The organism is Kribbella aluminosa, from assembly GCF_017876295.1.
In the GTDB taxonomy this organism is placed as follows: Bacteria; Actinomycetota; Actinomycetes; order Propionibacteriales; family Kribbellaceae; genus Kribbella; species Kribbella aluminosa.
Map to the genome: position 1 here is coordinate 3262861 of NZ_JAGINT010000002.1, position 23194 is coordinate 3286054.

Here is a 23194-nt window from a genome sequence, read left to right on the forward strand (position 1 = left end):
GCCCACTGCAGAAGGGAAACACAGCAATGCGCTCATCCGTGAGCAAGGTCGTCGCGCTGGCCGCAGCCGGTGCGCTCGCCTTGGCGGCGTGCAGCTCGGACAAGTCCAGCAAGGGTGCGGCGAACGAGACGACGTCGGACGGCAAGGTGGTCATCGACACCTTCACCCCGTCGGACCAGAGCACCAACCTGGAAACCAACGCGGTGACCAAGATCATCAGCGACAAGTTCAAGATCAAGTTCCGCTGGCAGACCACGACGTACGACGCCGGTCCGGCCAAGGAGAAGCGGCAGATCGCGCTGGCCAGCGGCGACTACCCGGACATGTTCTTCCTGATCCCGTGGATCGACGCGTTCACCCAGGCGGAGGTGCTGAAGCTCGGCCAGCAGGGCGTCGCGGTACCGCTCGAGGACCTGATCAAGCAGAACGCGCCGAACATCCAGAAGGTGCTGGACACCAACAAGGAGTACAAGCAGATGGCGACCGCGCCCGACGGTCACATCTACGCGCTGCCGCAGTGGGCGGACTGCTTCCACTGCACGTACCCGGACAAGCTGTGGATCAACAGCACCTGGCTGAAGAAGCTCGGCCTGCAGGTGCCGAAGACCACCGACGACCTGCGGAAGGTGCTCGAGGCGTTCAAGACCAAGGACCCGAACGGCAACGGCAAGGCCGACGAGATCCCGATGACCACCGACATCCAGGACAGCAGCCTGATCGCGTACCTGATGAACGCGTTCGCGTACGACCCGGTCGGTGCGAACAACGGCGTCCGGTCGCTGCTCACGCTGAACGGCGACAAGGTCGTCACGCCGGTCACCTCGGACGCGTGGAAGGCAGGCCTGAAGTACATCCACGGCCTCTACAAGGACGGGCTGATCGACCAGGCTGCGTTCACCCAGAACGCGCAGGCCCTGCAGGCGCAGGGCAACAACCCGAAGGCCGTCGTGCTGGGCTCGGTGCCGGTGCTCTGGCCGGGCATCTTCGTTCAGCTGGACTCCAAGGACGGGCGGGACAAGCAGTACGACGCCGTACCGCCGCTGACCGGTCCGGACGGGAAGAGCTACACCGGCTACAACCACCCGACGTCGACCGGCTACACGTTCATGCTGACCAACAAGGCCAGCAAGGAGGCCCAGGTCGCGGCGATCAAGATGCTCGACTGGATCTACACCGACCAGGGCCAGGAGATCACCAACATGGGTCCGGAGGGCGTCGGCTGGACCAAGCCCGCTCCCGGCGACATCGCGCTCGACGCCAGCACCACACCGCTGTACAAGCCGAAGCAGGACGCGCCGAAGAACATCAGCTGGGGTGCGCTCGGTCAGTACAACAACACGCTCGCCTACCGGAACGCGCAGGTCGTGCCGAAGGACATCTACACCGGCGCCGGCCTGGAGCGGCGGCTGTGGGAGGCGACGAAGCAGTACGAGGGGCATGTCGACAAGTCGCAGTGGTTCCCGCAGTCGTTCATGTGGCCGGATCCGAGTCTGAGTGGTGAGCTTGCGACGCTGCAGACGAACCTGAACACCTACGTGAACCAGAACCAGTTGGCCTTCATCACCGGGTCGAAGAACCTCGACACCGACTGGGACGCGTACGTGAAGGGGCTCGACAGCACCGGCATGCCGCGGTACCTGCAGATCAACCAGCAGGCCTACGACAAGTACAAGAGCGGGAGCAAGTAGTTGTCACACCTCCTGTGGTTCCGGACGCCGGCACCCGACTGGTTCGAGGCGTTGCCGCTGGGTAACGGGCACCTCGGCGCGAAGGTGTACGGGCGGGTCGCCGACGAACGGATCGCGCTGAACCTGGACGACCTTTGGTCGGGTGACGGACCGCGCACGCCGGCCGTCCCGGACGGGCCGGCGGTGCTGGCCGACGTACGGCGGTTGCTGCTGGACGAAGGTGATCGGCTGGCGGCGACCGAGCGGACGCGGGCGCTGCAAGGGCCGCTGGTCGAGTCGTACCAGCCGCTGGCGGATCTGGTGATCTCCGGCGGCCCGGGCGGCTCCGGCGGCTCGGGTGCCGAGGGCGCGGACGGTGCCGAGGGTGCGGACGGTGCCGAGGGTGCCGAGGGTGCCGAGGGTGCCGAGGGTGCCGAGGGTGCCGAGGGTGCCGAGGGTGCCGAGGGTGCCGAGGGTGCCGAGGGTGCCGAGAGTGCGGACGGTGCCGAGGGTGCGGACTACAGGAGGAGTTTGGATTTGCGGACCGGGATCGCCGCCGTCGACTACACGGTCGACGGCGTGCGGTTCCGGCGCGAGACGTACGTGTCGGCGCCGGACCAGGTGCTGGTGTGGACGCTGATTGCCGACCATCCTGTTGCCGACCTTCGGATCGGTCTGGAGAGCCGGCATCCGGTGCGGACGGAAGTTGCCGACGGCACCTATGGGGTCGTCGGCCGGGTGCCGTCGGATCTGACGATCGAGTACCGGTCGCGGCCTGATCCGGTGCGCTACGAGGACGGGCGCGGGATCGGGTTCGGCGTCGCGCTGCGGGTGTTCGCGGACGGTGCGGTGACGGCGTCCGCGGACGGGGTTGCCGTGCGTGGGGCCTCGCGGGTGACGGTGCTGGTGGCGGCGGCGAGTACGTTCGCCGGCTGGTCGGTGCCGCCGGGGCGGGATCCTCAGGTCGCCTTCGGGGCCGCGGTCGACGTACTCGATGCGGTCGCCGGTGTCGTCGGTGTGGACAAGCTTCGGGAACGGCACGTCGAGGACCATGTCGCGCTGTACGACCGGGCGTCCCTGGAGCTGGGGTCGATTGTCGACAATCCGATTGATGAACGTCTACAGGCGGTCGCCGCCGGCGGCAGTGATCCGGATCTCGTCGCCCTCGCGTTCAACCTCGGGCGGTACCTGTTGATGGCGTCCTCCCGCCCCGGAACGCAGGCCGCCAACCTGCAGGGCATCTGGAACCAGGACCTGCGGCCGATGTGGGCCAGCGACTGGACCAACAACATCAACACCCAGATGAACTACTGGCTCGCCGACCTCACTGGCCTGAGTGAGTGCTTCGAACCGCTCACCGACCTGCTCGAGGGCCTCGCGGAATCGGGCGCCGAGACGGCCAGGATCCTGTACGACGCTCCCGGCTGGGTCGCGCACCACAACGCGGACATCTGGCGGGCGACCTGGCCCGTGGGCGAAGGCGGAGACGACCCGGTCTGGGCGATGTGTGCGACCTGCGGGGTGTGGCTGACAGCACACCTGATGGAGCACTACCGGTTCACGGGAGACGTCGCCTTCCTGCGTGAGCGGGCGTATCCGGTGATCGCGGGCGCGGCCGAGTTCGTCCTGGCGATGCTGGTCGAGGACCGGGACGGCGTACTGCAGCTCGTTCCGTCGACCGCGCCGGAGCATCACTTCGTGCTGCCTTCGGGCGAGAAGGCGTCCGTCGACCTGACGTCGACATTCGACAATTGGCTGATCCGCGAGCTGTTCGCGAACCTCGCACAGGCCGAGGACGTGTTGGGGCTGGGCTCCGAGCTGGGAGCGCGGGCCGCCGCCGCGCGGGGCAGGTTGCCGGAGATCCGGATCACCGCGGACGGGCGGCTGTACGAGTGGCCGACGGACTGGGAGCCTTCCGAGGTACATCACCGGCATCAGTCGCACCTCTACGGGTTGTACCCGGGTGCGGAGATCGACCCGGTACGTACGCCGGAATGGGCCGCGGCTGCCCGAGCTTCGCTGGAGCGGCGTACCGACGGTGCTGTGAACGGCGGGTGGACCGCGGCGTGGTTGGTGGCGTTGTGGGCGCGGTTGTTCGAGCCGTCGAAGGCGGTTGCGGTCATCCAGGACTACCTGAGCCGGCTGGTCTCGGGAAACCTGATGTCTCGCGACGGCGACATCTTCCAGATCGACGCGAACTTCGGCATCACCGGATGCATCCCCGAGCTGTTGCTGCAGAGCCACACCGACGTCGTCCGGGTCCTGCCCGCGCTGCCGGCCGAGTGGCCGGACGGCTCGTTCCGAGGGCTGCGAGCGCGGGGCGGGCTGGTGTTCGACGTGTCCTGGCACGACGGCGAGCTGACCGAGGCCGTCGTACGGGCCACGTCGGCGGGGACGTACCGGATCGCGCTGCCGTCGGGGGAGCAGACCGTCGAGCTGGCGGCCGGTCAGGCGCTGGACCTGGTTAGGGCTGCCTAACCTTTGTTGTTGTAGGGTCAGCTTCTGTGAAGAAGCTGATAGGGATTGCCGCCTCGGCTGCCGTAGTGGTGCTGGCCGGCTGTGGCGGCGGGGACACCAAAAGTGCGGGCACCGGCGTCGGTGACAAGGAAGTGGCGACCGGTGGGCGGCTGTTCAAGACCGCCGACGCGGAGACCGCGAAACTCGGGTCGGCCGCCGCGCCCGGCGTGTTCCCGCGGGCGGTGAAGGACGCGCTGGGCTCGGTGCAGCTCGCGAAGAAGCCGGAGCGGATCGTCGTACTGGACAGCGGCGAGCTGGACGACGTGCTCGCGCTCGGCATCACCCCGGTCGGGATGGCGACGACGGCCGGGCAGAACGGCGTACCGTCGTACCTGGCCGGCAGGGCGCAGGGGATCAAGACGGTCGGCGGGATCAGCGAGCTGAACCTGGAGGCGATCGCGGCGCTCAAGCCGGACCTGATCCTGGGCAGCAAACTGCGGGCGAAGGACCTGTACGACAAGCTGAGCGCGATCGCGCCGACGGTGTTCAGCATCCGGCCCGGGTTCCCGTGGAAGGAGAACTTCCTGCTGGTCGCGGACGCGGTCGGCGAGGAGACCAAGGCGACGTCGGTCCTGAACGACTACCAGACCCGCGCGAACGACGTGAAGAAGAAGGTGCCGGGGTCGCCGACGATCTCGCTGGTCCGGTTCCGTCCGGGGGAGATCCGGCTGTACGGGAACCTGTCGTTCATCGGCGTGATCCTGAAGGACATCTGGCTGCCGCGGCCGAAGCTCCAGGACGTGCAGGATCTCGCCGTCGAGGTCTCCCAGGAGAACATCGGCAAGGCCGACGGCGACCGGATCTTCTACTCCAGCTACGGCAGGCCGGACACCACCGACGAGACGAAGGTTGTCAACGGCAACCTCTGGAAGTCGCTGCCGGCCGTCAAGGCGGGCAAGGCCCAGCGCGTCGACGACGAGGTCTGGTTCCTCGGCCTCGGCCCGATCGGCGCGATGGACGTGCTGTCCGATCTGGAGAAGTTCCTCGGCGCCGAGGGCTGATCGTCAGCCGAGCGGCAACGGACGATGCTCGGCGATCGTCTTCATGACCAGCGTCGAGCTGAGTCACTGTACGCGGGGCAACGCCGCCAGGTGGTCGTCGTGGATGCGCTGGAAGTCCGGCAGGTCGCGGGCGATCACCCGGACGAGGTAGTCGGGGTCGCCGAACAGGCGGTGCGCCTCGACGATGTTCGGGATCGCGGCTCGGCGCGGTCGTGGCCGGACTGCCGTTCCTGCTGTCGGTGCTGACCGTGCTCGGTGCGGCGTACCTGATCTGGCTCGGCGTCAGCACGGTTCGGCGCCCGCCGGTCCTGCACGCCGCCGGGGGTCGGACGCCGATTCGTCCGTGCGACAGGTGTTCAAGGGGTTCGGCGTGAGCGGCATCGGGCTGTTCCTGCTGGTCGAACAGGTTAACCGTTGAGGCTGTAGTGGAGGTGCACGAAGCCGCTGTTGAAGCGGTGTTCGTCGATCAGGGTCAACGGCAGCCGGAGGTTGCCGGGCAAGGCCGGCTTGCCGCCGCCGACGACGACGGGGGACAGGAACAGGTGGAGCTCGTCGACCAGACCCGCTCGCAGCGCCTCGGCGGCGAGAGCGGCACCGCCGATCGAGAGGTCCTGAGGGACGGACTGTTTGAGGTCGCGGATCTCGGCCGGGGTGAAGTCGCGGACCAGGCGGGTTCTCGGGGTGGAGATCGCGTCGAGCGTGCGGGAGTACACCAGCTTGTCCGCGGCCCGCCAGATGTCGGCGTACGCCTGGGTCACCGGGGACAGGCCGGTGGCGGTCTGCCAGTACGACATCGTCTCGTACATGCGTCGGCCGTACAGATAGGTCCCGATCGGACGCTCGAGTTCGTTGACGAAGGCATGTACCTCGTCGTCGGGTGCGGCCCAGTCGAACTCACCGGCGGCGTCCTCGACGTACCCGTCGAGGGAGGCGAGAGCGGCGTAGACGAGCTTGCTCATGTCACGGGGAGCAGGTCGCGGTCCGCGAAGACCTTCTTGGCCACGGCGATCGCGTTGATGGCGCGCGGGAAACCGGCGTACCCGGCCGTGTGGATGAACGACTCGACGATCTCCGCAGGTGTCAGGCCGACGTTGAGCGAGGTTTTGATGTGGACCTCCAGTTCGGGCTCGCAGCCGCCGAGGGACGCGAGGATCCCGAGCGTGACGAGCTGACGCTGCTTGGGTTCGAGCGCCGGCCGGGAGTACAGGTCCCCGAAGCCGAACGCGACGACGTGATGCGCGAGTGCCGGCGCGATGTCTCCGAGACTGTCCATGACCGCGGGGGCGCCACCACCGTCGATGGCGTTCAGTACCTCGAGGCCGCGCCGGTACCGGGCCTGTTCTTCCGGGCTGTTGATGTCAGGAGGCGTCATGCCTTCGACGCTAACCCTGGAGCAGGTCGGATCGGTCCTCGACCCGGCCGCGGTCGGTGACGGGGATCTGGGGTGCGCGTTGGGCGACCGCGCTGACGAGGGCGTCGTACGGCAGCGGGCGGCCGAGGATCTCGTGGGTGCCGGGCCACGGGCAGGACGGGCCCCAGGCCTTGGTACTGCGGGGGAGTGCGTTCTCGTCGACGAGCATCACGACCAGGCGGGGCTCCCAGGTCTCCTCGGTTTCGTGGCGTTCGACCCGGCAGACGCCGCGGACCTCGCCCCAGGGGATCGTCCGCGGTTGTTCCCCGCCGAGGTGGATGCCGGTGTCGTCGACGGTCAGCAGTACGTCGTCGGTGTCCTCCTCGCGGCGTTCCTCGAGCGCGGTGATCGCGCCGACCAGGAGCAGTACGGGCAGGCCGACCGCGAAGATCAGCGGCGTACCGCCCCAGCTCAGCCAGACGGCCTCGAGCGGTTCGCGGACCGAGGATCCGCGGATTGTCTGCACTCCTACGATTCCGAGCGTCAGCAGGACCAGCGCGCCGAACACCGCGGTGCCGAGCGCGAGCGCGGTCTTCGTCGTACCCAGGCCGTGGCGTTTGACGACGAACGGCTCGCTGAGCTGCGTGGACGGCATACCGGCATTGTGGGTGAGGTCACCCGAAGGCACCAGGCTTCTCGCGGAATCCTCATCATTCCGATGACCGGATGCTCGTCCGTACGGATGAAATGCCGTACCTGACCGGGCACGGGCTTTGGTCCGGCCCGGACGTCCGCAACAATCGCAGGCATGCCGGACCGCCAGACCGCCGTCGCCACCCGTACGCGACCGCCGACGCGCACAGCAGCGCGCCGGCGGAAGAACACCGGTGGTACGTGGCGCCGCGGCTGGGTGATCGCCGTACTGGCGATCCTCGCCGGGCTGGTGCTGATCTTCCACCGCAGCGTGCCGAACTCGATCGGCAACCTCGGCAGCCTGCTCGACACGTTCCTGCCCTGGGTCGGCCTCGCCGTACCGGTGCTGGGCGTCGCGGCGCTGGTACGCCGGTCCGCGACCGCAGGTGTCGCGCTGCTGCTGCCGGCGGCGGTCTGGGGGCTGATGTTCGGCCACCTGTTGCTGCCGGGGAAGGTGAGTGGAGGCGCGTACGACCTGCGCGTGCTGACGCACAACGTGGACGCGGCGAACCCGGATCCGCAGCAGACCGCGAAGGACCTGCTCGGTGCGGACGCGGACGTGGTCGCGCTGGAGGAGCTCACCCCGGCGGACCTGAAGATCTACAAGGCGTCGTTCGCGAAGACGTACCGGTACGAGGTGACGCGGGACACGGTCGCGCTGTGGTCGAAGTACCCGGTCGTCGAGACGAAGTCGGTGGACGTCGGGTTCACCTGGACGCGGGCGTTGCGCGCCGAGGTCCGGACGCCGAAGGGGACGGTCGCGGTGTACGTCGCGCACCTGGCCTCGGTCCGGGTCGGGACCAGCGGGTTCACGTCCGACCAGCGCAACGAGACGATCAAGGCGCTCGGCCGGCAGATCGCGGCCGACAAGTCCAAGGGCGTGATCGTGATGGGCGACTTCAACGGCACGATCAACGACCGCAGCCTCGCGCCGCTGACCGTCGGTCTGCGGTCGGCGCAGGGCGCGGCCGGCACCGGGTTCGGGTTCACCTGGCCGTCGGCGTTCCCGACGGCGCGGATCGACCACATCCTGGTCCGCGGCATCACCCCGACCAAGGCCTGGGTGATGAGCCCGACCGGCAGCGACCACCGCCCGGTCGTCGCCGAGCTACGCCTCTGAGGGCGTCCGAGGACCCTGCGCCTACTGCGCGGCACTCGGCGGGCACCGCGCCGAGGCACTCCGCCGAGCACCTGCTCGCGACGGCGCGGGGTCCTCAGACGCCCTCTGACACGATGCCCTTGCGGAAGGCGTAGCGGACTGCCTCGGCGCGGTGGCGGGCGCCGATCTTCGCGAACGTGTTGTTGATGTGGGTTTTCACGGTCGCCTCGCTGATGAACAGTTGCCCGGCGATCTCCGGGTTGCTGAGTCCGCGCGCGATCAGCCGCAGTACCTCGGTCTCGCGGGCGGTGAGTCCGTCGTTGCCGGGATCGCTCGACGGGGTGAGCCCGGCGATCAGGCGCTTGGAGACCTCGGGGTCGAACGTCGACTGCCGGCCGCGGTCGAACGCAGCGCGGCGCCGATCTCGGCGCGGCCGGCGTCCTTGGTCAGGTAGCCGCGGGCGCCGGCCCGGAGCGCGTTCGCGATCGACGCGTCGTCGGCGTACGTCGTCAGCACCAGTACGGCGACGTCCGGGTGGTCGGCCGTGATCCGCGCGGTCGCCTGCGTCCCGTCCAGTACGGGCATCCGCAGGTCCATCAGTACGACGTCCACGTTGCCCTGGGCAACCAGGTCGACGGCCTCGACACCGTTCGCGGCGGCGCCCACGACCTGGACGCCGTCGATCAGCCCGAGCAGCGCGACCAGTCCTTCCCGGACGACCTGCTGGTCGTCCGCCACCACTACCCGGATCACGTCACTCAACCTCCGCCACCACCAACCAGTCGTCGCCGTCGGCACCTGCAGTCAACGTCCCGCCCACCAGCGCCAGCCGCTCCCGCATCCCGGCCAGCCCGAACCCCTCCCCGCTGGTGGCTCCCTTGTTCCGCACCGACACCCGTACGCCGTCGTCGTAGACAAGCCTCATGTCAACAATCTGACCAGGCGCATGTTTCGCTGCATTCGTCAGCGCCTCACGGGCCGCGCCCAGCAGTGCGACCGTGACACCCGACTCGAGCTTCTTCTGACCCGTCACCATCAGCCGTACTCGCGTGCCGTGGTCCTTCTCATGCTGTTCCGCAAGCGCAGCCAGCGCCGCGGGCAGCTCCGGTACCTCATCCGCCCTGAGCGCAGCCACCGCACTCCGAGCCTCCGTCAGCCCCTGTACGGCGAGCTTGCGCGAACGGCGTACCCGCTCGAGCGCGCCGGCCGTATCGGACCGCTCCGCCAGCAACGCCTCAGCCACCTCCAACTGAACGCTCAGCGCGCCCAGCGAATGCGCCAGTACGTCGTGCAGGTCGCGGGCGATCCGTCCGCGCTCCTCCAGCGCCGCAGCGCGCGCGTGCTCGCTGTGCGCCAGCTGGGTCTGCTCCAGCAGCTGCTCGGTCTGCCGCGCCTGCGCCTCGTACTGCCGCCGGTTCAACCCGAACGCGGTCAGTACCGCGGCCCACAGAACCTGTGTGAAGTACCAGCTGTCCGACTGGTCGAACAGCCACGCCGACACCCCGTAGGCGGCCGCGATACCGATGCCGGCGGCAATGATCGGGCGGTTTCCGCGCCGCCGGAAGTCGATCACGGCGATGTCCGTGATCGACACCAGCACCAGTACCAGCGCGTTCGACTGCGGGTACCCAGCGATCAGCGCGTTGCAGACCGCGACAGCCGACAGCAGCGCGAACGCGACGTACGGCCGGGTGGCCATCAGGACCGAACCGGCCAGGAAGACACCGAAGGTCGCCCCGAGAACGACCCACACCCAGCTGTCCGCGGGGCGCGCCGTTGCCAGGACGGCGACCGCCACGCCGGCGGTGAGTGTCCGGCCGACCCAGCCGCTCTCTCCGTGCGGGCGGGGCGGCAGCAGCGCCTTGAGCTTCACTGGTTGGTGTACTCCTCGGCCATGCGGCTCGCCTTGCCCTGGATGATCATCGACTGGGTCAACAGGTTCGCACCGAGGGAGACCATCAGCGCACCACCCTGGGCGACCGGTACACCGACCAGGTGCCCGACGCCCGCCAGGCCGAGCCGGATGACCAGGTAGGCCACCATGATGCCGAGTCCGGGCAGACCGAGCCGGTAGAACACCTTCCCGGCGCGTCGCTCGACCTGGGCGACCCGTCCGCTCGCTACACCGGCCACGAGTGCGACGGCCGCGCCGATCGCCAGCAGGATGACGCCGGCGACGCCGAGCTGCGCGTGGCCGGCGTACAGCTGGTAGATCCCGATCCCGACCAGCACGACCGGGCCGCGCCAGACGTCGGCGTTGGAGTTGTCCAGCTCGGACCAGGAGATCCGCCGGGCGATGACGGCGATCACGACGGCGATCACGACGAGTGCGTTGGGCAGGGTTCCGAGGCTCATGTCACGGACGGTAGGTCCGCACTGCTCTCGGTGAGGACAGACCAGAGGTGGAGATCCGGGTGGAGATCGTGCACCGCCGGGTCGCCGCTCACGTAGTTGAAAGAAGGAGTAACGTTCCTGATCGGTAACAACACGATCCGTCACAGCCGACCGATCCGGAGGGCCGATGCTTCCGCAACAATCCATCCTCAGACTGGACGCCACGGCGATCGACTACGTCATCATCGCCCTGTACTTCGTCTTCGTGCTCGGCATCGGCTACCTGGCCAGACGCGCGGTGTCGAGCAGCCTGGACTTCTTCCTGTCCGGCCGCTCGCTGCCCGCCTGGGTCACCGGGCTGGCGTTCATCTCGGCCAACCTCGGCGCGATCGAGATCATGGGCATGTCCGCGAACGGTGCGCAGTACGGCATGCCGACCGTGCACTACTTCTGGATCGGCGCGGTCCCGGCGATGCTGTTCCTCGGCGTCGTGATGATGCCGTTCTACTACGGCTCGAAAGTCCGCAGCGTGCCGGAGTTCATGCTCCGCCGGTTCGGGAAGCCCGCGCACCTGGTGAACGCGCTCAGCTTCGCCCTGGCGCAGGTGCTGATCGCGGGCGTGAACCTGTTCCTGCTGGCCACCATCGTGAACGTCCTGCTCGGCTGGCCGATCTGGGTGTCGGTGATCGTCGCCGCCGCGATCGTGCTCAGCTACATCACGCTCGGCGGTCTGTCCGCGGCCATCTACAACGAGGTGCTGCAGTTCTTCGTGATCGTCGCGGCGCTGCTGCCGCTGACCCTGGTCGGCCTGCACAAGGTCGGCGGCTGGCAGGGCCTGGTCGACAAGGTGAGCGGGTCGCCGGGCGGCTCGGACCAGATGTCGGCCTGGCCGGGGAACGCGCTGAGCGGCTTCCACAACGGCTTCCTGTCCGTGATCGGCATCGTGTTCGGGCTCGGCTTCGTGCTCTCGTTCGGGTACTGGACGACGAACTTCACCGAGGTCCAGCGGGCGCTGGCCTCGAAGAACATGTCGGCGGCCCGGCGTACTCCGATCATCGGCTCGTTCCCGAAGATGTTCATCCCGTTCATCGTGATCATCCCCGGCATCATCGCGGCGGTCGTCGTACCGGAGTTGTCGCAGTTCAAGGCGACCGGGAGCGGTGAGGTCGACTACAACGACGCATTGCTGCTGCTGATGCGGGACCTGCTGCCGAACGGCATGCTCGGCCTCGCCATCACCGGTCTGCTGGCGTCGTTCATGGCCGGGATGGCGGCCAACCTGAGCTCGTTCAACACCGTGATGTCGTACGACATCATCGAGCGCTACCTCCTCAAGGACCGGCCGGACGAGTTCTACCTGCGGACCGGCCGGATCGTGACGGTGGTCGGCACGCTGGTCGCGATCGGGACGGCCGCGATCGCCTCCGGCTACAGCAACCTGATGGACTACCTGCAGCAGCTGTTCTCGTTCTTCAACGCGCCGCTGTTCGCCACGTTCATCCTCGGTATGTTCTGGAAGCGGATGACCGCGGCGGCCGGCTGGATCGGCCTGGTCAGCGGTACGGCGACCGCGATCCTGGTCTTCGTCCTGTCCAAGAACGGCGTGATCAACCTGCCCGGTCAGGGCGCGAGCTTCGTCGGCGCCGGTGCGGCGTTCGCGGTCGACATCGTCGTCAGCGTGCTGGTCAGCCTGGTGACGACGCCGAAGCGTGACACCGAGCTGGTCGGGCTGGTGTACTCGCTGACCCCGAAGGAGCAGCGCACCGAGGTGGCGGTGGCCGGCGACGGCGGCTGGTACCGCAAGCCGGTGCTGCTGGCGGGCATCTCGCTCGCGCTGACCATCGTCCTGAACATCGTCTTCAGCTGACTCTTCAGCTGACAAGGGAGCAGTGAGATGGCGGAGAAGAAGAAGGCCGGAGCGTTCGACATCCGGATCGTGATCGCGCTGCTGGTCGGCATCTACGGTGTCGTGCTGACGATCCTCGGGATCACCGGCAGTGCGGCCGAGGTGGACAAGGCGGCCGGGATCAACATCAACCTCTGGGGCGGCATCGGGATGCTGGTGTTCGCCGCGCTGTTCGTGCTCTGGGCCCGGCTGCGGCCGATCGCGGTGGCCGACGAGGACTCGGCCGAGCAGTGACCGTGTCCGTTTGACGAACATCGGCGTCCGGGCGGATCCTCCCGCACCGGCGCCGGCGTTCGTAGGCTCGAAGTACCCGAACAGGAGGTACTCCGAGATGACGATCACATCCGAGCGGCCCGAGCTGTCGTCGCTCGCGCGGCAGTACGCCGCCGACGGCTTCGTACTGGTGAAAGGCCTGCTCAGCAAGGAAGAAGCGGCGTACTACCGCAAGCGCAGCCACGACCTGCTGGCGCAGCTGAACCGTGGCGACGACCCGACCTGGGGTGCCGCTCGCGACATGGCCGAGGCGCCCACCAAGCTGCAGCACCTGCACGACGCGCAGTTCTACGACGCCGAGTTCGCGAAGCTGCTGGTGGACCCGCGGTTCACCGACGTGGCCGCTGCGGTGATGGGCGTGGACAACGTCCAGCTGCATCACACCAAGCTGTTCGTGAAGCCACCGGAGAACGGTTCGCCGTTCCCGCTGCACCAGGACCACCCGTTCTTCCCGCACACGTACCACCGGGTCGGGGCGGCGATCTTCCACTTCGACGACGCCCCCGTCGAGAAGGGCTGCGTGCGGGTCATCCCTGGCAGCCACAAGGACGGGCCGCGGGAGCACAGCCCGGAGGGGTCGTTCCACCTGCTGGAGCCGTCGTTCGACGCGGCGACCCCGCAGCCGGCCGAGGCGGGCGACGTACTGTTCTTCACGTACCTGACCGTGCACGGGTCCGGCGTGAACACCAGCGACGAGGCCCGTACGACGTGGTTGATCCAGTACCGCGACCCGGCGGACCCGCCGGCGGTGAAGGCGCACGAGTGGTCGCTCGGCCAGGGCATGATGCTGCGTGGAGTCGACCCCACTGGCAGGAGTGCTGTTTGACGCTGTCGGACGTAGCCGGCGCGGACCGGTTCGTCGACCTCGCGGGGCTGCTGGAGTCCTGCGAGGTCGACGGCTTCCGCGCGGACTTCCTCAGCTGGGGGCACTACCAGCCGGAGTACTGGCGCAACTACTGGCACAGCCACTCGTTCCACGAGGTCTGCCTGGCGTACTCGGGGGAGGGGCGCTTCAACAACGGCTCTGTGCAGTACGACGTGGTGCCGGGGTCGGTGTTCCTCGCACGGCCCGGCGATGTGCACGAGATCGAGTCGTCGCACCTCTCTCCTCTGGGTATCGCGTTCTGGGGCTTTACGTTCAGTCCTGGTTCGGACGAACGAGGGTGGTGGTCCGGGCTGACACGCACTGATGGCCCGGTCATGTCCACAAGAACAGGTGCGTTGCCGGCACTCGTCATAGCGTTGGCCGCGGAGGCTGCGGCTCCAGTGTCCGGCTATGGCACTGCTCTTACAGCTCTGGGCTCGGCACTCGTGCTGGAGACGGCGAGGGCATTTGCGCGGGACGAGGACCTGGCTGTTGAACCAGTACGCCGAGACAGAGGGCCCTTAGTAGTAGAAGCCATGCAACGGCACCTTCGGGACAACCTGTCACGACCTATAACCGTTCGCGACGTGGCCGCGGCCGCCCACCTCTCCGAGCGTCACGCGGAACGCCTCTTCACGCAGCAGACAGGCGCCTCGATCATGTCCACCCTGCGCCGCCTACGCCTCGAGCTGGCCGCACAGCTCCTGCTGGATCACAGCCTGTCCGTCACATCGGTAGCCCGAGCCTGCGGGTACTCCGACGTACGCCCGTTCTCTACGGCCTTCAAACGCAGGTACGGCCGCACTCCCGGCGACCACCGGCGTACAGGCGGGACGGAGTTCCTGTAGTGCTATCCTGACCGCATGCGAGTGAGCCTGCTCCTTACGTAGCCGTACTGGCTTCCAGGCGCAACCTGAGCGCCGGTCGGTACGGCACCCCCTCCTGTGTGAGGGGTTTTTTCATTTCTGGCAGATTTAGGCTCAACAAGACCACGAAGCAGGAGTAGGACCGTGAGCGAGCAGGTGGACGACACTCCGATCGACCGGGGTGGCTATGACTTCAACGCCATGCAGGCCAAGTGGCGTCCGGTGTGGGAGAAGCTGGACCCGTTCAAGGCGAAGGACGACGGCTCGGCGGAGCGTCGCTACGCGCTCACGATGTTCTCGTACCCGTCCGGCGACCTGCACATGGGTCACGGCGAGGTGTTCGCGCTGCACGACGTGCTGGCGCGCTACTGGTTCCAGCAGGGGTACGACGTACTGAACCCGATCGGCTGGGACTCGTTCGGGCTGCCGGCCGAGAACGCCGCGATCAAGCGCAACGAGCACCCGGCGACATACACGTACGCCAACATCGAGACCCAGGCGGAGTCGATCCGGCGGTACGCGCTGAGCTTCGACTGGTCGCGCCGGCTGCACACTTCGGACCCGGAGTACTACCGGTGGACGCAGTGGCTGTTCCTGCGCTTCTACGAGCGCGGCCTGGCGTACCGGAAGGCGTCGTACGTCAACTGGTGTCCGAACGACCAGACCGTGCTGGCCAACGAGCAGGTCGTGCAGGGGCGCTGTGAGCGGTGTGGCTGGGAGGTCACGAAGCGGGAGCTGACCCAGTGGTACTTCAAGACCACTGAGTACGCCCAGCGGCTGCTGGACGACATGGAGCTGCTGCAGTGGCCGGAAGAGATCCTGCTGATGCAGCGGAACTGGATCGGCCGCTCGGAGGGCGCGTTCGCCGACTTCCAGGTCGAGGGCCGCGACGAGCCGATCCGCGTGTTCACCACCCGGCCGGACACGCTGTTCGGTGCCACCTTCATGGTGGTCGCGCCGGACGCCAAGCTGGCCGCCGAGCTGGTCACGCCGGAGCAGCAGGAGGCGTTCGACGGCTATCTGGCGAAGGTCAAGGGCGAGACCGAGATCGAGCGGCAGAGCACCGAGCGCGAGAAGACCGGTGTGTTCCTGGGCTCGTACGCGATCAACCCGGTGACCGGCCGGCGGATCCCGATCTGGGCCGCCGACTACGTGCTGGCCGACTACGGCACCGGCGCGATCATGGCGGTGCCGGGTCAGGACACGCGCGACTGGGAGTTCGCGGAGAAGTTCGGCCTGCCGATCGTCCGGACCGTGCAGCCGACCGAGGGCTTCGACGGCAAGGCGTTCACCGGCGAGGGTCCGGCGATCAACAGCGCGAACGACGAGATCAGCCTGGACGGTCTGGAGATCGCCGAGGCGAAGACGCGGATCATCGACTGGCTGCAGGGCAAGGGCCTGGGCGAGCGGACCATCAACTACCGGCTGCGCGACTGGCTGCTGAGCCGCCAGCGGTACTGGGGCTGCCCGATCCCGATCATCCACTGCCCGTCCTGTGGCGAGGTACCGGTCCCGGACGACCAGCTGCCGATGGAGCTGCCGGACCTGCGCGGCGCCGACCTGCGGCCGAAGGGCGTGTCGCCACTGGCGGCCGCCCGGGAGTGGGTCGAGGTCGACTGCCCGAAGTGCGGCGGCCCGGCCGAGCGCGACACCGACACGATGGACACCTTCGTCGACTCGTCCTGGTACTTCCTGCGCTACCTGTCGCCGGAGTACACCGACGGCCCGTTCGACCAGGCCACGGCCGAGCGGTGGATGTCGGTGTACCAGTACGTCGGCGGCAAGGAGCACGCCGTACTGCATCTCATGTACGCGCGCTTCTTCGTGAAGGCGCTGTACGACATGGGCATGCTGAGCGTGGTCGAGCCGTTCACCCGGCTGCTGAACCAGGGCCAGGTCATCAACCAGGGCAAGGCGATGAGCAAGTCCCTGGGCAACGGCGTGAACCTGGGCGACATGATCGACGAGTACGGCGTGGACGCGGTCCGGCTGACGATGGTGTTCGCGGGTCCGCCGGCCGACGACATCGACTGGGCCGACATGTCGCCGGGTGGTTCGCTGAAGTTCCTGCAGCGCGCCTGGCGGCTGGCCGGTGCCGTCGAGGCGCCGGTCGGTGCAGACCCGGCCACGGGTGACGCCGACCTGCGGAAGCTGACCCACCGGACGGTGGCCGACGCGGCCGAGCTGATCGACTCGCACCGGTTCAACGTGATGATCGCCCGGATCATGGAGCTGGTGAACGCGACCCGGAAGACGATCGACTCCGGTCCGGGTGCCGCCGACCCGGCGGTCCGCGAGGCGGTCGAGGCGGTGGCGATCCTGCTGAGCCTGGTTGCGCCGTACACGGCCGAGGAGATGTGGGAGGAGCTGGGCCACGAGCCGACGGTCGCCAAGGCCGGCTGGCCGAAGGTGGACCAGACGCTGCTGGTCGAGGACACCGTGACCTGCGTGGTCCAGGTGGCCGGCAAGGTGAAGGACCGGCTGGAGGTCGCGCCGGACATCACCGACGCCGACCTGGTGCAGCTGGCGCTGGCGTCCGAGGCGATCCAGAAGGCGCTGGACGGCCGGGGCACCCGCAAGGTGATCGTGCGGGCGCCGAAGCTGGTCAACATCGTCCCGGCGTAGGACTACGCTGCATGGATGCGATCTGAGCTGATCGACGTCCCGACCGGCGGGACCGAGGTCGTGTACGACCTGACGAGCCGGTGCGAGCAGTTCGTCGCCGCCGAGGCCCACCAGGCCCAGGGCGACGGGCTGCTGCACGTCTTCGTACCGCACGCGACCGCCGGAGTCGCGATCCTCGAGACCGGGGCCGGCAGCGACACCGATCTGCTCGCGGTGCTCGAGGAGCTGCTGCCGCGCGGCTTCGGCTGGCGGCACCGGCACGGCTCACCGGGGCACGGACGTGATCACGTCCTGCCCGCGCTGATCCCGCCGTACGCGTCCGTGCCGGTGCTGGACGGGCGCATGATGCTCGGCACCTGGCAATCGATCTGCCTCGTCGACACCAACGTCGACAATCCCCGGCGTCAGATCCGGCTGTCCTGGCTGGCCGGCTAGCGTCCTGCCGCTGGTAGCGTCCCGGGCGTGAGCGTCAGCGTGCGTGCCTACGAGCCTGAGGATGCCGAGTCGACCTGGAAGGCGTACTTCCGGGTGATTCGCGTGGCGTCGCCCGGGCGCTTGTGGAGGCGGTCGTCGTCATGGCCCGCGAGTTGGGGCTGTCGGAGCTGCACACGCACGCGAGCAGAACGGCGCGGCCGGTGTTCGAGCGGTTCGGGTTCGAGGTACGGCGGGCCAACGACCAGAACTGGATTCGCGGCGAGAACCTTCCGAACTACGACATGCGCCGGACGCTCGACCTGGCCGGTTAGCGGACTACGCGGTAATAACCGGCGCCGGTATTTTGGTGACTTATTGTGATGTTGGTGATCGCGTTACGTTTGCGAAACACGACTCGGCTTGAATTGCCGCATGGCTGCCCTGGACTCCCTGCGCGACGTCACCGTCGACCTCCTGGTTCGCGCTACCCGCGGGATTTGTGACGGCAGCTTGCTGAATGCCGATTCCGGCCGCGCCGACACCAGCGCCCGGATCGACGACTGGGCCGGGGTGCTTTCTCTGTACGCCGCCGAAAATGAATCCCGCTCGGTTCGCGCGACTGCTTGAAACGCGTATTTCTGATCGCGCAAGCATTTGATTCCGGTGGAATTCGGGGGACCCGGACCGCAGCTCGCACGCCGGGCAGCCCGGCGAACCACACGCCCGTCACGCTATGTTGTGTCGGGTACGTGAGGCCTCCAGAGGGGTGACGGGCTGTGTCGGACGTGGATGGCCGGGCAGGCGGTCGGCGAGGGTTCGCCGAACTGCTGCTCGACTTGAGGGTCCAGTCCGGCCTTTCCCAGGAGGAGCTGGCCGACCGGGCCGGGCTGAGTGTGCGCTCGATCCGGGAGATGGAGGCCGGCCGGGTCGCGCGCCCGCGCAAGGACTCCGTCCGGCTGCTGGCGTCCGCGCTGGAGCTCCAGGACGTGGCCGAGTTCTTGCTGGCCGCGGGACACGGCTCCGGGCGCCCCGTCGTACGTCCGGCTGTCAACGCCCCGGTCGTGTCGGTCGCGGACGCCGCGCCCACCGGCCTGCGGTGGCGTGGTACCCGGCCGATCCCGGACGGGTTGGTCGGGCGTGAAGAGGAGCTGCTCGAGCTCGAGGGGCTGCTCCGGCAGAACCGGCTGGTCACGCTCGTCGGCCCCGGTGGCGTCGGCAAGACCGAGCTCGCGCTGGCAGCGGCGGACCGGTTCTCCGGCGCCGACACCACCGTGGTGGTCGTCGACCTGACCACCGTGCAGCGCGACGCGGCCGTACCGTCGGCGATCCTGGACGCCTTCGGCACCGCCCCCGGTACGTCGGACCTCGACGACGTGCTGTCCGGCCGCCGTCCTGGTGACCTGGTGATCGTCGAGGACAACGCCGAGCACGTGCTCGACGGCGTCGCGACCGTCGCGAACCGGATGGTCCGCAGCTTCCCGGGCATCGGCGTACTGGTCACGTCCCGCATCCCGCTCGGCCTGCCGGACGAGGTGGTACGGCGCGTCCAGGTGCTCGGCGTACCGGCGAACGACGAGAACTTCGAGGAGATCACGGCCTCGCCGGCGGTGGAGATGTTCTGCCGCCGGGTGGCCCGGGTACGTCCCGATTTCACGCTGACGCGGGAGAACGCCCCGACCGTGGCGCGGCTGTGCCGGCGGCTGGACGGGCTGCCGCTCGCGCTGGAGCTGGCTGCCGCGCGGGCCGGGTCGCTGTCGGTCGAGGCCATCCTGGTTGCGCTGGACGACCGCTTCCGGTTGCTGTCCGGGCCGCGGCGGTTCGGTGCGCCACATCAGCGGACGCTGGCGGACACCATCGCGTGGAGCGTGGACGGGCTGTCGGACCCGGCGCGGCAGTTGCTGTACCGGGCGTCGGTGCTCGGGTCGCCGTTCACGCTGGAGGCGGTGGCCGGCGTGTGTACGGGCGCGCCGATCCACGAGAGCGACGTACGGATGCTGCTGGCCGAGCTGGTGGAGAAGTCGCTGCTGCAGCCGGTGCCGGAGTTCGAGCGGCTGTACGGCGCGCGGTACAAGCTGCTGGAGACGATCCGCGAGCACGCGTACGCCGGGCTGTCCTCACAGGGGGACGACCTCACCGAGTTCCGGAACCGGGCCGTCGAGTGGTGTACGACGTACGTCGCGGGGCTGGAGGGCGCGTGGTCGTCGCCGGACCGCGACCGGCGGTACCGGGCGGCGCATGCGAACTCGGCGCTGTTCGAGGTGGCGCTGGCGCGGGCCGCCGAGCTGGGGGAGTGGGACACGGCCGCGCGGATCGTGCTCGGGTTCCGGATCGCCTGGCAGTACCAGGCGAGTGTTGCCGAGAGCGGGATCCGCTGGGCGACGCTGTGCGCTTCGAACGTGTCTGACGAGGAGACGAGCGGCCGGCTGCTCGCAATCGCTGGCCGGCTGTCCAGCCTGACCGGTGACATCCATGGGGCGCGGCGGCACTACGAAGAGGCGCGCAAGCTGATCCCGGGCGAGACCGAGATGGGACTGGTCGCCCGTGGCGGCTGGGTGTCCTCGGGGTCGCACCTGCTCGATACACAGAGCTTGGCGGAGATTCCGGCGCTCGTGGACGACGCCCGGAAGCATGGCGACATCCAACGGTCTACAACCGTGCAGGCGACCTGTGGGCTCGCCCTGCTGCGCTGGGGGCGGCTGGTGGAGGCGAGGGAGCTCCTGCTCGCGTGGGAGGCCGCGCTGGTCAATCCGGGCGTCTACCCTGACGAGATCGGCTACATAGCGCTCAGCCGGGTCGACCTCGAGCTGGGCAACCTGGCCGGTGCACGGCACTGGGCTGAGCTCGCCCGCGACAGCCAGGCGCCTGACGACCCGGAGCGTACCAAGGTGGCCAGCTGCCTGGCGATGGTCGAGTACCAGGACGGCCGGTACGACGAAGCACGCGCACTGCTCGACCAGGCCGACGCGGACATCCGCGGGCATCGTGGGTACTTCGACTACCTGGTGATGCTGTACCGCTCTCGACTGGCACGTGCCGCCGGGGAGGTCGAGCAGGCCCGGCAGGCGGTGCTGGACGCGCTGAACCGGCTGCTGCTCGAAGGGCGGGTCGTGTACCTGCTCGAAGTACTGCCGGAGGCTGTGGCGGTGCTGCACGCATTGGGGCGCTCCGAGGCGGGCGACGCGGTGTGCGGTCAGCTCCTGGCGTGGCAGCGGACCATGGACCCGCCGATGCTGCCGACGGCCTGGGCCGTGCTGCAGGAGTCGTGCCTGAGCGCGTCGGTGGCGGACGGGTGGCCGCAGCCCGACCCGGCGGCCGCCGTACAGCGGCTGGCGAACGACGTACTCGCTGCTCTTTCCTGACGCCGATCTGCTGAAGCTGCCGGGTAACTGCCGGTTGTTCTGCCTCGTCCTGGCATGGCTGCCGGACGAAGAATTACAGCCGTAGGGCAGGTTCCAGGAAGCAGAGTCCGACCCCGGAAACGGCAGCGAAAGGCGGTGGACCATGAAGAGGTCATGGCACATCGCGGCCATCACGGCGCTGCCCGGTCCGGCGAAGGCGACGCGGAGGGCCTCCGGGTGCTGGTTGGTGGGGGCGCCGACCGGCGGCCGAGAGCTCCGGAGTGCTGCGGAATGCGGATCTGTCCTGCCTGAACCGGGCGCGGTGCACCGTCAGGGCACTGCTTCCGGGGCGGGGTCCCAGCAACGGGTCCGGCACACGACACAGGGGACGAGTGTCGGGACCCGGCTGACGCGGGTGCCCGGCGGGCCAGGTCTCCCGCCGGCGTGTCGGCTGCTGGGACCTCCCGGGACCTCGGTGAGCTCGCGGTCAGGCCGGTTCGTACAGAACCGGATACGGGGAGTAGCTCGCCGGGGACCCACCAACTTCAGCTGACAACCAGGGGGAGTCAGCCGGACGTGCCGGGCTGTTGACGCACAGGGGACGCCAGCGGCCCGGCCAAGTTCCCAAGCGAGGTGAAGGTCCCGGGAGGGGTGACCTTCACCTCGCTGCCCCTTGCACGCTCTCGTCGCCGTACCCGACGATCCAGGCGGGCTGGAGCCGGCAGTAGACGATGCCCAGGCCCCAGCTCGCCGACTTCCCTCATCTTGTGGAGTTTGGCACTGCGTCCGCACATTAACTGTCCGGTAACCTCGCTGCATGGCAGCCCGCGTGCAGGTCGTCACCGACTCCACGGCCGGTCTGTCCACGCACGAGCTGCTCCGGCACCCACTGACCGTCGTACCGCTGCGGGTCGTGATCGGCGGTACGTCGTACGACGACGGCGCCACCTCCGCGGACGTGGTCGCGGAGGCGCTCAAGACGTTCACCCCGGTGTCGACCAGCCGGCCGGCGCCGCAGACGTTCGCCGACACGTACGCGGCGTGCGCGGCGGCCGGCGCCGAGGAGATCGTGTCGATCCACCTCTCCGGCGACATGTCCGGCACCTTCGAGGCCGCGATGATCGGCGCCAAGGAGTCCCCGGTCCCGGTCCGGGTCGTCGACTCGCGCTCCCTCGGCATGGGCCTCGGCTTCCCGGTCCTCGCCGCGGCCGCCGCAGCCGCCGCCGGAGAAGATGCCGCCACCGTCGAAGCCGCCGCCCGGGCCCGGATGAAGACCATCTCGTCGTACTTCTACGTCGACACCCTCGAATACCTCCGCCGCGGCGGCCGCATCGGCGCCGCCCAGGCCCTCTTCGGAACGGCCCTCGCCGTCAAGCCACTCCTCACCATCAACGGCGGCCGCATCGTCCCCCTCGAAAAGGTCCGCACCTCCAGCCGAGCCATCGCCCGCCTCGCCGACATCGCCGTCCAACGAGCCGGCGACGCCCCCGTCCAGCTGGCCGTCCACCACCTCGCCAACCTGGAAAAAGCCCAAACCCTCGCCGACAACCTCGCCACCCGCCTCCCCCAAGCCAAGGAAGTAGTCCTCCGCGAGGTAGGCGCCGTAATAGGCGCCCACGTAGGCCCCGGCCTCCTGGCCGTAGTAGTAAGCCCCCTCTAACCCACGCCACCCGCGGACCCCACCCGCGGACCCCGTCTCCACCCGCGGACCCCACCTGCGAACCCCGTCCGCCTGTGGACCCGTCTCCACCCGCGGGGCCCGCGGACCCCACCTGCGAACCCCGTCCGCCTGTGGACCCGTCTCCACCCGCGGGGCCCGCGGACCCCACCTGCGAACCCCGTCCGCCTGTGGACCCGTCCCACCTGCGGGGCCCGCGGACCCCGCCCGCGGACCCGTCCGCCTGTGGACCCGTTCCACCTGCGGACCCCATCCCGCCTACGGACCTGTCCCACCCGCCCACGTCACCGTCCGTCCGGCCACCTCACCTCGCCGACGTCACGTGCGTGCTTCCCGCGCTGCCCGCCGACGGACATGCCGCCCGCGTAAGCGCCCCGCCCGGCCGGCGCCGGCGTCTCCTCCCTCCGGCAAGCACTCATCGCCGCCCGCGGCGACGCGTGTGCCCTCTCCTGCGTATGTGGCGACAAGCAACGGTGACCGACGACAGGTAATAGCCGGTCCCCGGCAACCATTACCTGTCGCCAGACACCACCACCGCCCCTCAACGGCTCCGTCGCCGCGCACCCC

Annotated in this window: 23 protein-coding genes; 15 read left to right on the forward strand and 8 right to left on the reverse strand. The window is 68.8% G+C overall.

Annotated features, from left to right (window positions below; translation table 11 throughout):
• Nucleotides 1-26 precede the first annotated feature (26 nt).
• Genes JOF29_RS36820 through JOF29_RS36830 form a run of 3 tightly spaced genes read left to right on the forward strand, consistent with a single transcriptional unit; the run spans nucleotide 27 to nucleotide 5185 of the window.
• Nucleotides 27-1688, forward strand: coding sequence for a type 2 periplasmic-binding domain-containing protein (locus JOF29_RS36820; RefSeq protein WP_209698956.1), 1662 nt, complete (start codon nucleotides 27-29; stop codon nucleotides 1686-1688).
• Nucleotides 1689-4145, forward strand: coding sequence for a glycoside hydrolase family 95 protein (locus tag JOF29_RS36825; RefSeq protein WP_209698957.1), 2457 nt, complete (start codon nucleotides 1689-1691; stop codon nucleotides 4143-4145).
• A gap of 26 nt (nucleotides 4146-4171) precedes the next feature.
• Complete coding sequence (locus JOF29_RS36830; protein WP_209698958.1) at nucleotides 4172-5185, forward strand: ABC transporter substrate-binding protein; 1014 nt, start codon at nucleotides 4172-4174, stop codon at nucleotides 5183-5185.
• A 63-nt stretch (nucleotides 5186-5248) separates the two neighbouring features.
• Here the strand turns inward: JOF29_RS36830 and JOF29_RS36835 are convergent, their stop codons facing one another.
• Nucleotides 5249-5380 carry an Lrp/AsnC ligand binding domain-containing protein gene (locus tag JOF29_RS36835; RefSeq protein WP_209700196.1) on the reverse strand — a complete coding sequence of 44 codons (132 nt, stop codon included), beginning with the start codon at nucleotides 5378-5380 and terminating at the stop codon, nucleotides 5249-5251.
• Between the two features lie 17 nt (nucleotides 5381-5397).
• Between JOF29_RS36835 and JOF29_RS36840 the strand changes: the two genes are divergently transcribed.
• Complete coding sequence (locus tag JOF29_RS36840) at nucleotides 5398-5559, forward strand: LysE family translocator (protein ID WP_209698959.1); 162 nt, start codon at nucleotides 5398-5400, stop codon at nucleotides 5557-5559.
• Between the two features lie 33 nt (nucleotides 5560-5592).
• On the opposite strand, the gene JOF29_RS36845 is transcribed toward JOF29_RS36840, so the two are convergent.
• From JOF29_RS36845 to JOF29_RS36855, 3 genes are read right to left on the reverse strand one after another with little or no spacing between them, the layout of a single operon-like run.
• A complete protein-coding gene (locus JOF29_RS36845) occupies nucleotides 5593-6144 on the reverse strand; it encodes a dihydrofolate reductase family protein (protein ID WP_209698960.1) in 552 nt (183 codons plus the stop codon).
• Nucleotides 6141-6557, reverse strand: coding sequence for a carboxymuconolactone decarboxylase family protein (locus tag JOF29_RS36850; RefSeq protein WP_209698961.1), 417 nt, complete (start codon nucleotides 6555-6557; stop codon nucleotides 6141-6143). Before JOF29_RS36850 ends, JOF29_RS36845 begins: the two co-directional genes overlap by 4 nt.
• 10 nt (nucleotides 6558-6567) lie before the next feature.
• The gene (locus tag JOF29_RS36855; RefSeq protein ID WP_209698962.1) at nucleotides 6568-7191 is read right to left on the reverse strand and encodes a hypothetical protein; all 624 of its coding nucleotides are present in this window, start codon (nucleotides 7189-7191) and stop codon (nucleotides 6568-6570) included.
• A 153-nt stretch (nucleotides 7192-7344) separates the two neighbouring features.
• Between JOF29_RS36855 and JOF29_RS36860 the strand changes: the two genes are divergently transcribed.
• Nucleotides 7345-8349, forward strand: a complete 1005-nt coding sequence (locus tag JOF29_RS36860) for an endonuclease/exonuclease/phosphatase family protein (protein ID WP_209698963.1) — start codon at nucleotides 7345-7347, stop codon at nucleotides 8347-8349.
• A gap of 94 nt (nucleotides 8350-8443) precedes the next feature.
• Here the strand turns inward: JOF29_RS36860 and JOF29_RS36865 are convergent, their stop codons facing one another.
• From JOF29_RS36865 to JOF29_RS36880, 4 genes are read right to left on the reverse strand one after another with little or no spacing between them, the layout of a single operon-like run.
• The gene (locus tag JOF29_RS36865; RefSeq protein WP_307863998.1) at nucleotides 8444-8686 is read right to left on the reverse strand and encodes a response regulator transcription factor; all 243 of its coding nucleotides are present in this window, start codon (nucleotides 8684-8686) and stop codon (nucleotides 8444-8446) included.
• The gene (locus JOF29_RS36870; RefSeq protein ID WP_307863999.1) at nucleotides 8683-9081 is read right to left on the reverse strand and encodes a response regulator; all 399 of its coding nucleotides are present in this window, start codon (nucleotides 9079-9081) and stop codon (nucleotides 8683-8685) included. Before JOF29_RS36870 ends, JOF29_RS36865 begins: the two co-directional genes overlap by 4 nt.
• Before the next feature lies 1 nt (nucleotide 9082).
• Nucleotides 9083-10201 carry a sensor histidine kinase gene (locus JOF29_RS36875; protein ID WP_209698965.1) on the reverse strand — a complete coding sequence of 373 codons (1119 nt, stop codon included), beginning with the start codon at nucleotides 10199-10201 and terminating at the stop codon, nucleotides 9083-9085.
• Nucleotides 10198-10683: a hypothetical protein gene (locus tag JOF29_RS36880; RefSeq protein ID WP_209698966.1), complete on the reverse strand. Its 486-nt coding sequence runs from the start codon at nucleotides 10681-10683 to the stop codon at nucleotides 10198-10200. Before JOF29_RS36880 ends, JOF29_RS36875 begins: the two co-directional genes overlap by 4 nt.
• 166 nt (nucleotides 10684-10849) lie before the next feature.
• Between JOF29_RS36880 and JOF29_RS36885 the strand changes: the two genes are divergently transcribed.
• The 10 genes from JOF29_RS36885 to JOF29_RS36930 all read left to right on the forward strand — a co-directional run bounded on the left by JOF29_RS36885 (nucleotide 10850) and on the right by JOF29_RS36930 (nucleotide 22609).
• Nucleotides 10850-12529: a sodium:solute symporter family protein gene (locus JOF29_RS36885; RefSeq protein ID WP_209698967.1), complete on the forward strand. Its 1680-nt coding sequence runs from the start codon at nucleotides 10850-10852 to the stop codon at nucleotides 12527-12529.
• A 27-nt stretch (nucleotides 12530-12556) separates the two neighbouring features.
• A complete protein-coding gene (locus tag JOF29_RS36890) occupies nucleotides 12557-12802 on the forward strand; it encodes a hypothetical protein (RefSeq protein WP_209698968.1) in 246 nt (81 codons plus the stop codon).
• A 97-nt stretch (nucleotides 12803-12899) separates the two neighbouring features.
• Nucleotides 12900-13667, forward strand: coding sequence for a phytanoyl-CoA dioxygenase family protein (locus JOF29_RS36895; RefSeq protein WP_209698969.1), 768 nt, complete (start codon nucleotides 12900-12902; stop codon nucleotides 13665-13667).
• Entirely contained in the window at nucleotides 13664-14554 is an 891-nt protein-coding gene (locus JOF29_RS36900) for a helix-turn-helix domain-containing protein (protein WP_209698970.1), read from the forward strand. The genes JOF29_RS36895 and JOF29_RS36900 overlap by 4 nt, the downstream gene beginning before the upstream one ends.
• A 162-nt stretch (nucleotides 14555-14716) precedes the next feature.
• Nucleotides 14717-17197, forward strand: coding sequence for a leucine--tRNA ligase (gene leuS, locus JOF29_RS36905; RefSeq protein WP_307863876.1), 2481 nt, complete (start codon nucleotides 14717-14719; stop codon nucleotides 17195-17197).
• Between the two features lie 15 nt (nucleotides 17198-17212).
• Entirely contained in the window at nucleotides 17213-17632 is a 420-nt protein-coding gene (locus tag JOF29_RS36910; protein WP_209698971.1) for a YjbQ family protein, read from the forward strand.
• Between the two features lie 74 nt (nucleotides 17633-17706).
• The gene (locus JOF29_RS36915) at nucleotides 17707-17943 is read left to right on the forward strand and encodes a GNAT family N-acetyltransferase (RefSeq protein WP_281067615.1); all 237 of its coding nucleotides are present in this window, start codon (nucleotides 17707-17709) and stop codon (nucleotides 17941-17943) included.
• A 100-nt stretch (nucleotides 17944-18043) separates the two neighbouring features.
• Nucleotides 18044-18238, forward strand: a complete 195-nt coding sequence (locus JOF29_RS36920; RefSeq protein WP_209698973.1) for a hypothetical protein — start codon at nucleotides 18044-18046, stop codon at nucleotides 18236-18238.
• A gap of 149 nt (nucleotides 18239-18387) precedes the next feature.
• Nucleotides 18388-20970, forward strand: coding sequence for an ATP-binding protein (locus JOF29_RS36925; protein ID WP_209698974.1), 2583 nt, complete (start codon nucleotides 18388-18390; stop codon nucleotides 20968-20970).
• 796 nt (nucleotides 20971-21766) lie between these two features.
• The gene (locus tag JOF29_RS36930; RefSeq protein ID WP_209698975.1) at nucleotides 21767-22609 is read left to right on the forward strand and encodes a DegV family protein; all 843 of its coding nucleotides are present in this window, start codon (nucleotides 21767-21769) and stop codon (nucleotides 22607-22609) included.
• Nucleotides 22610-23194 lie beyond the last annotated feature (585 nt).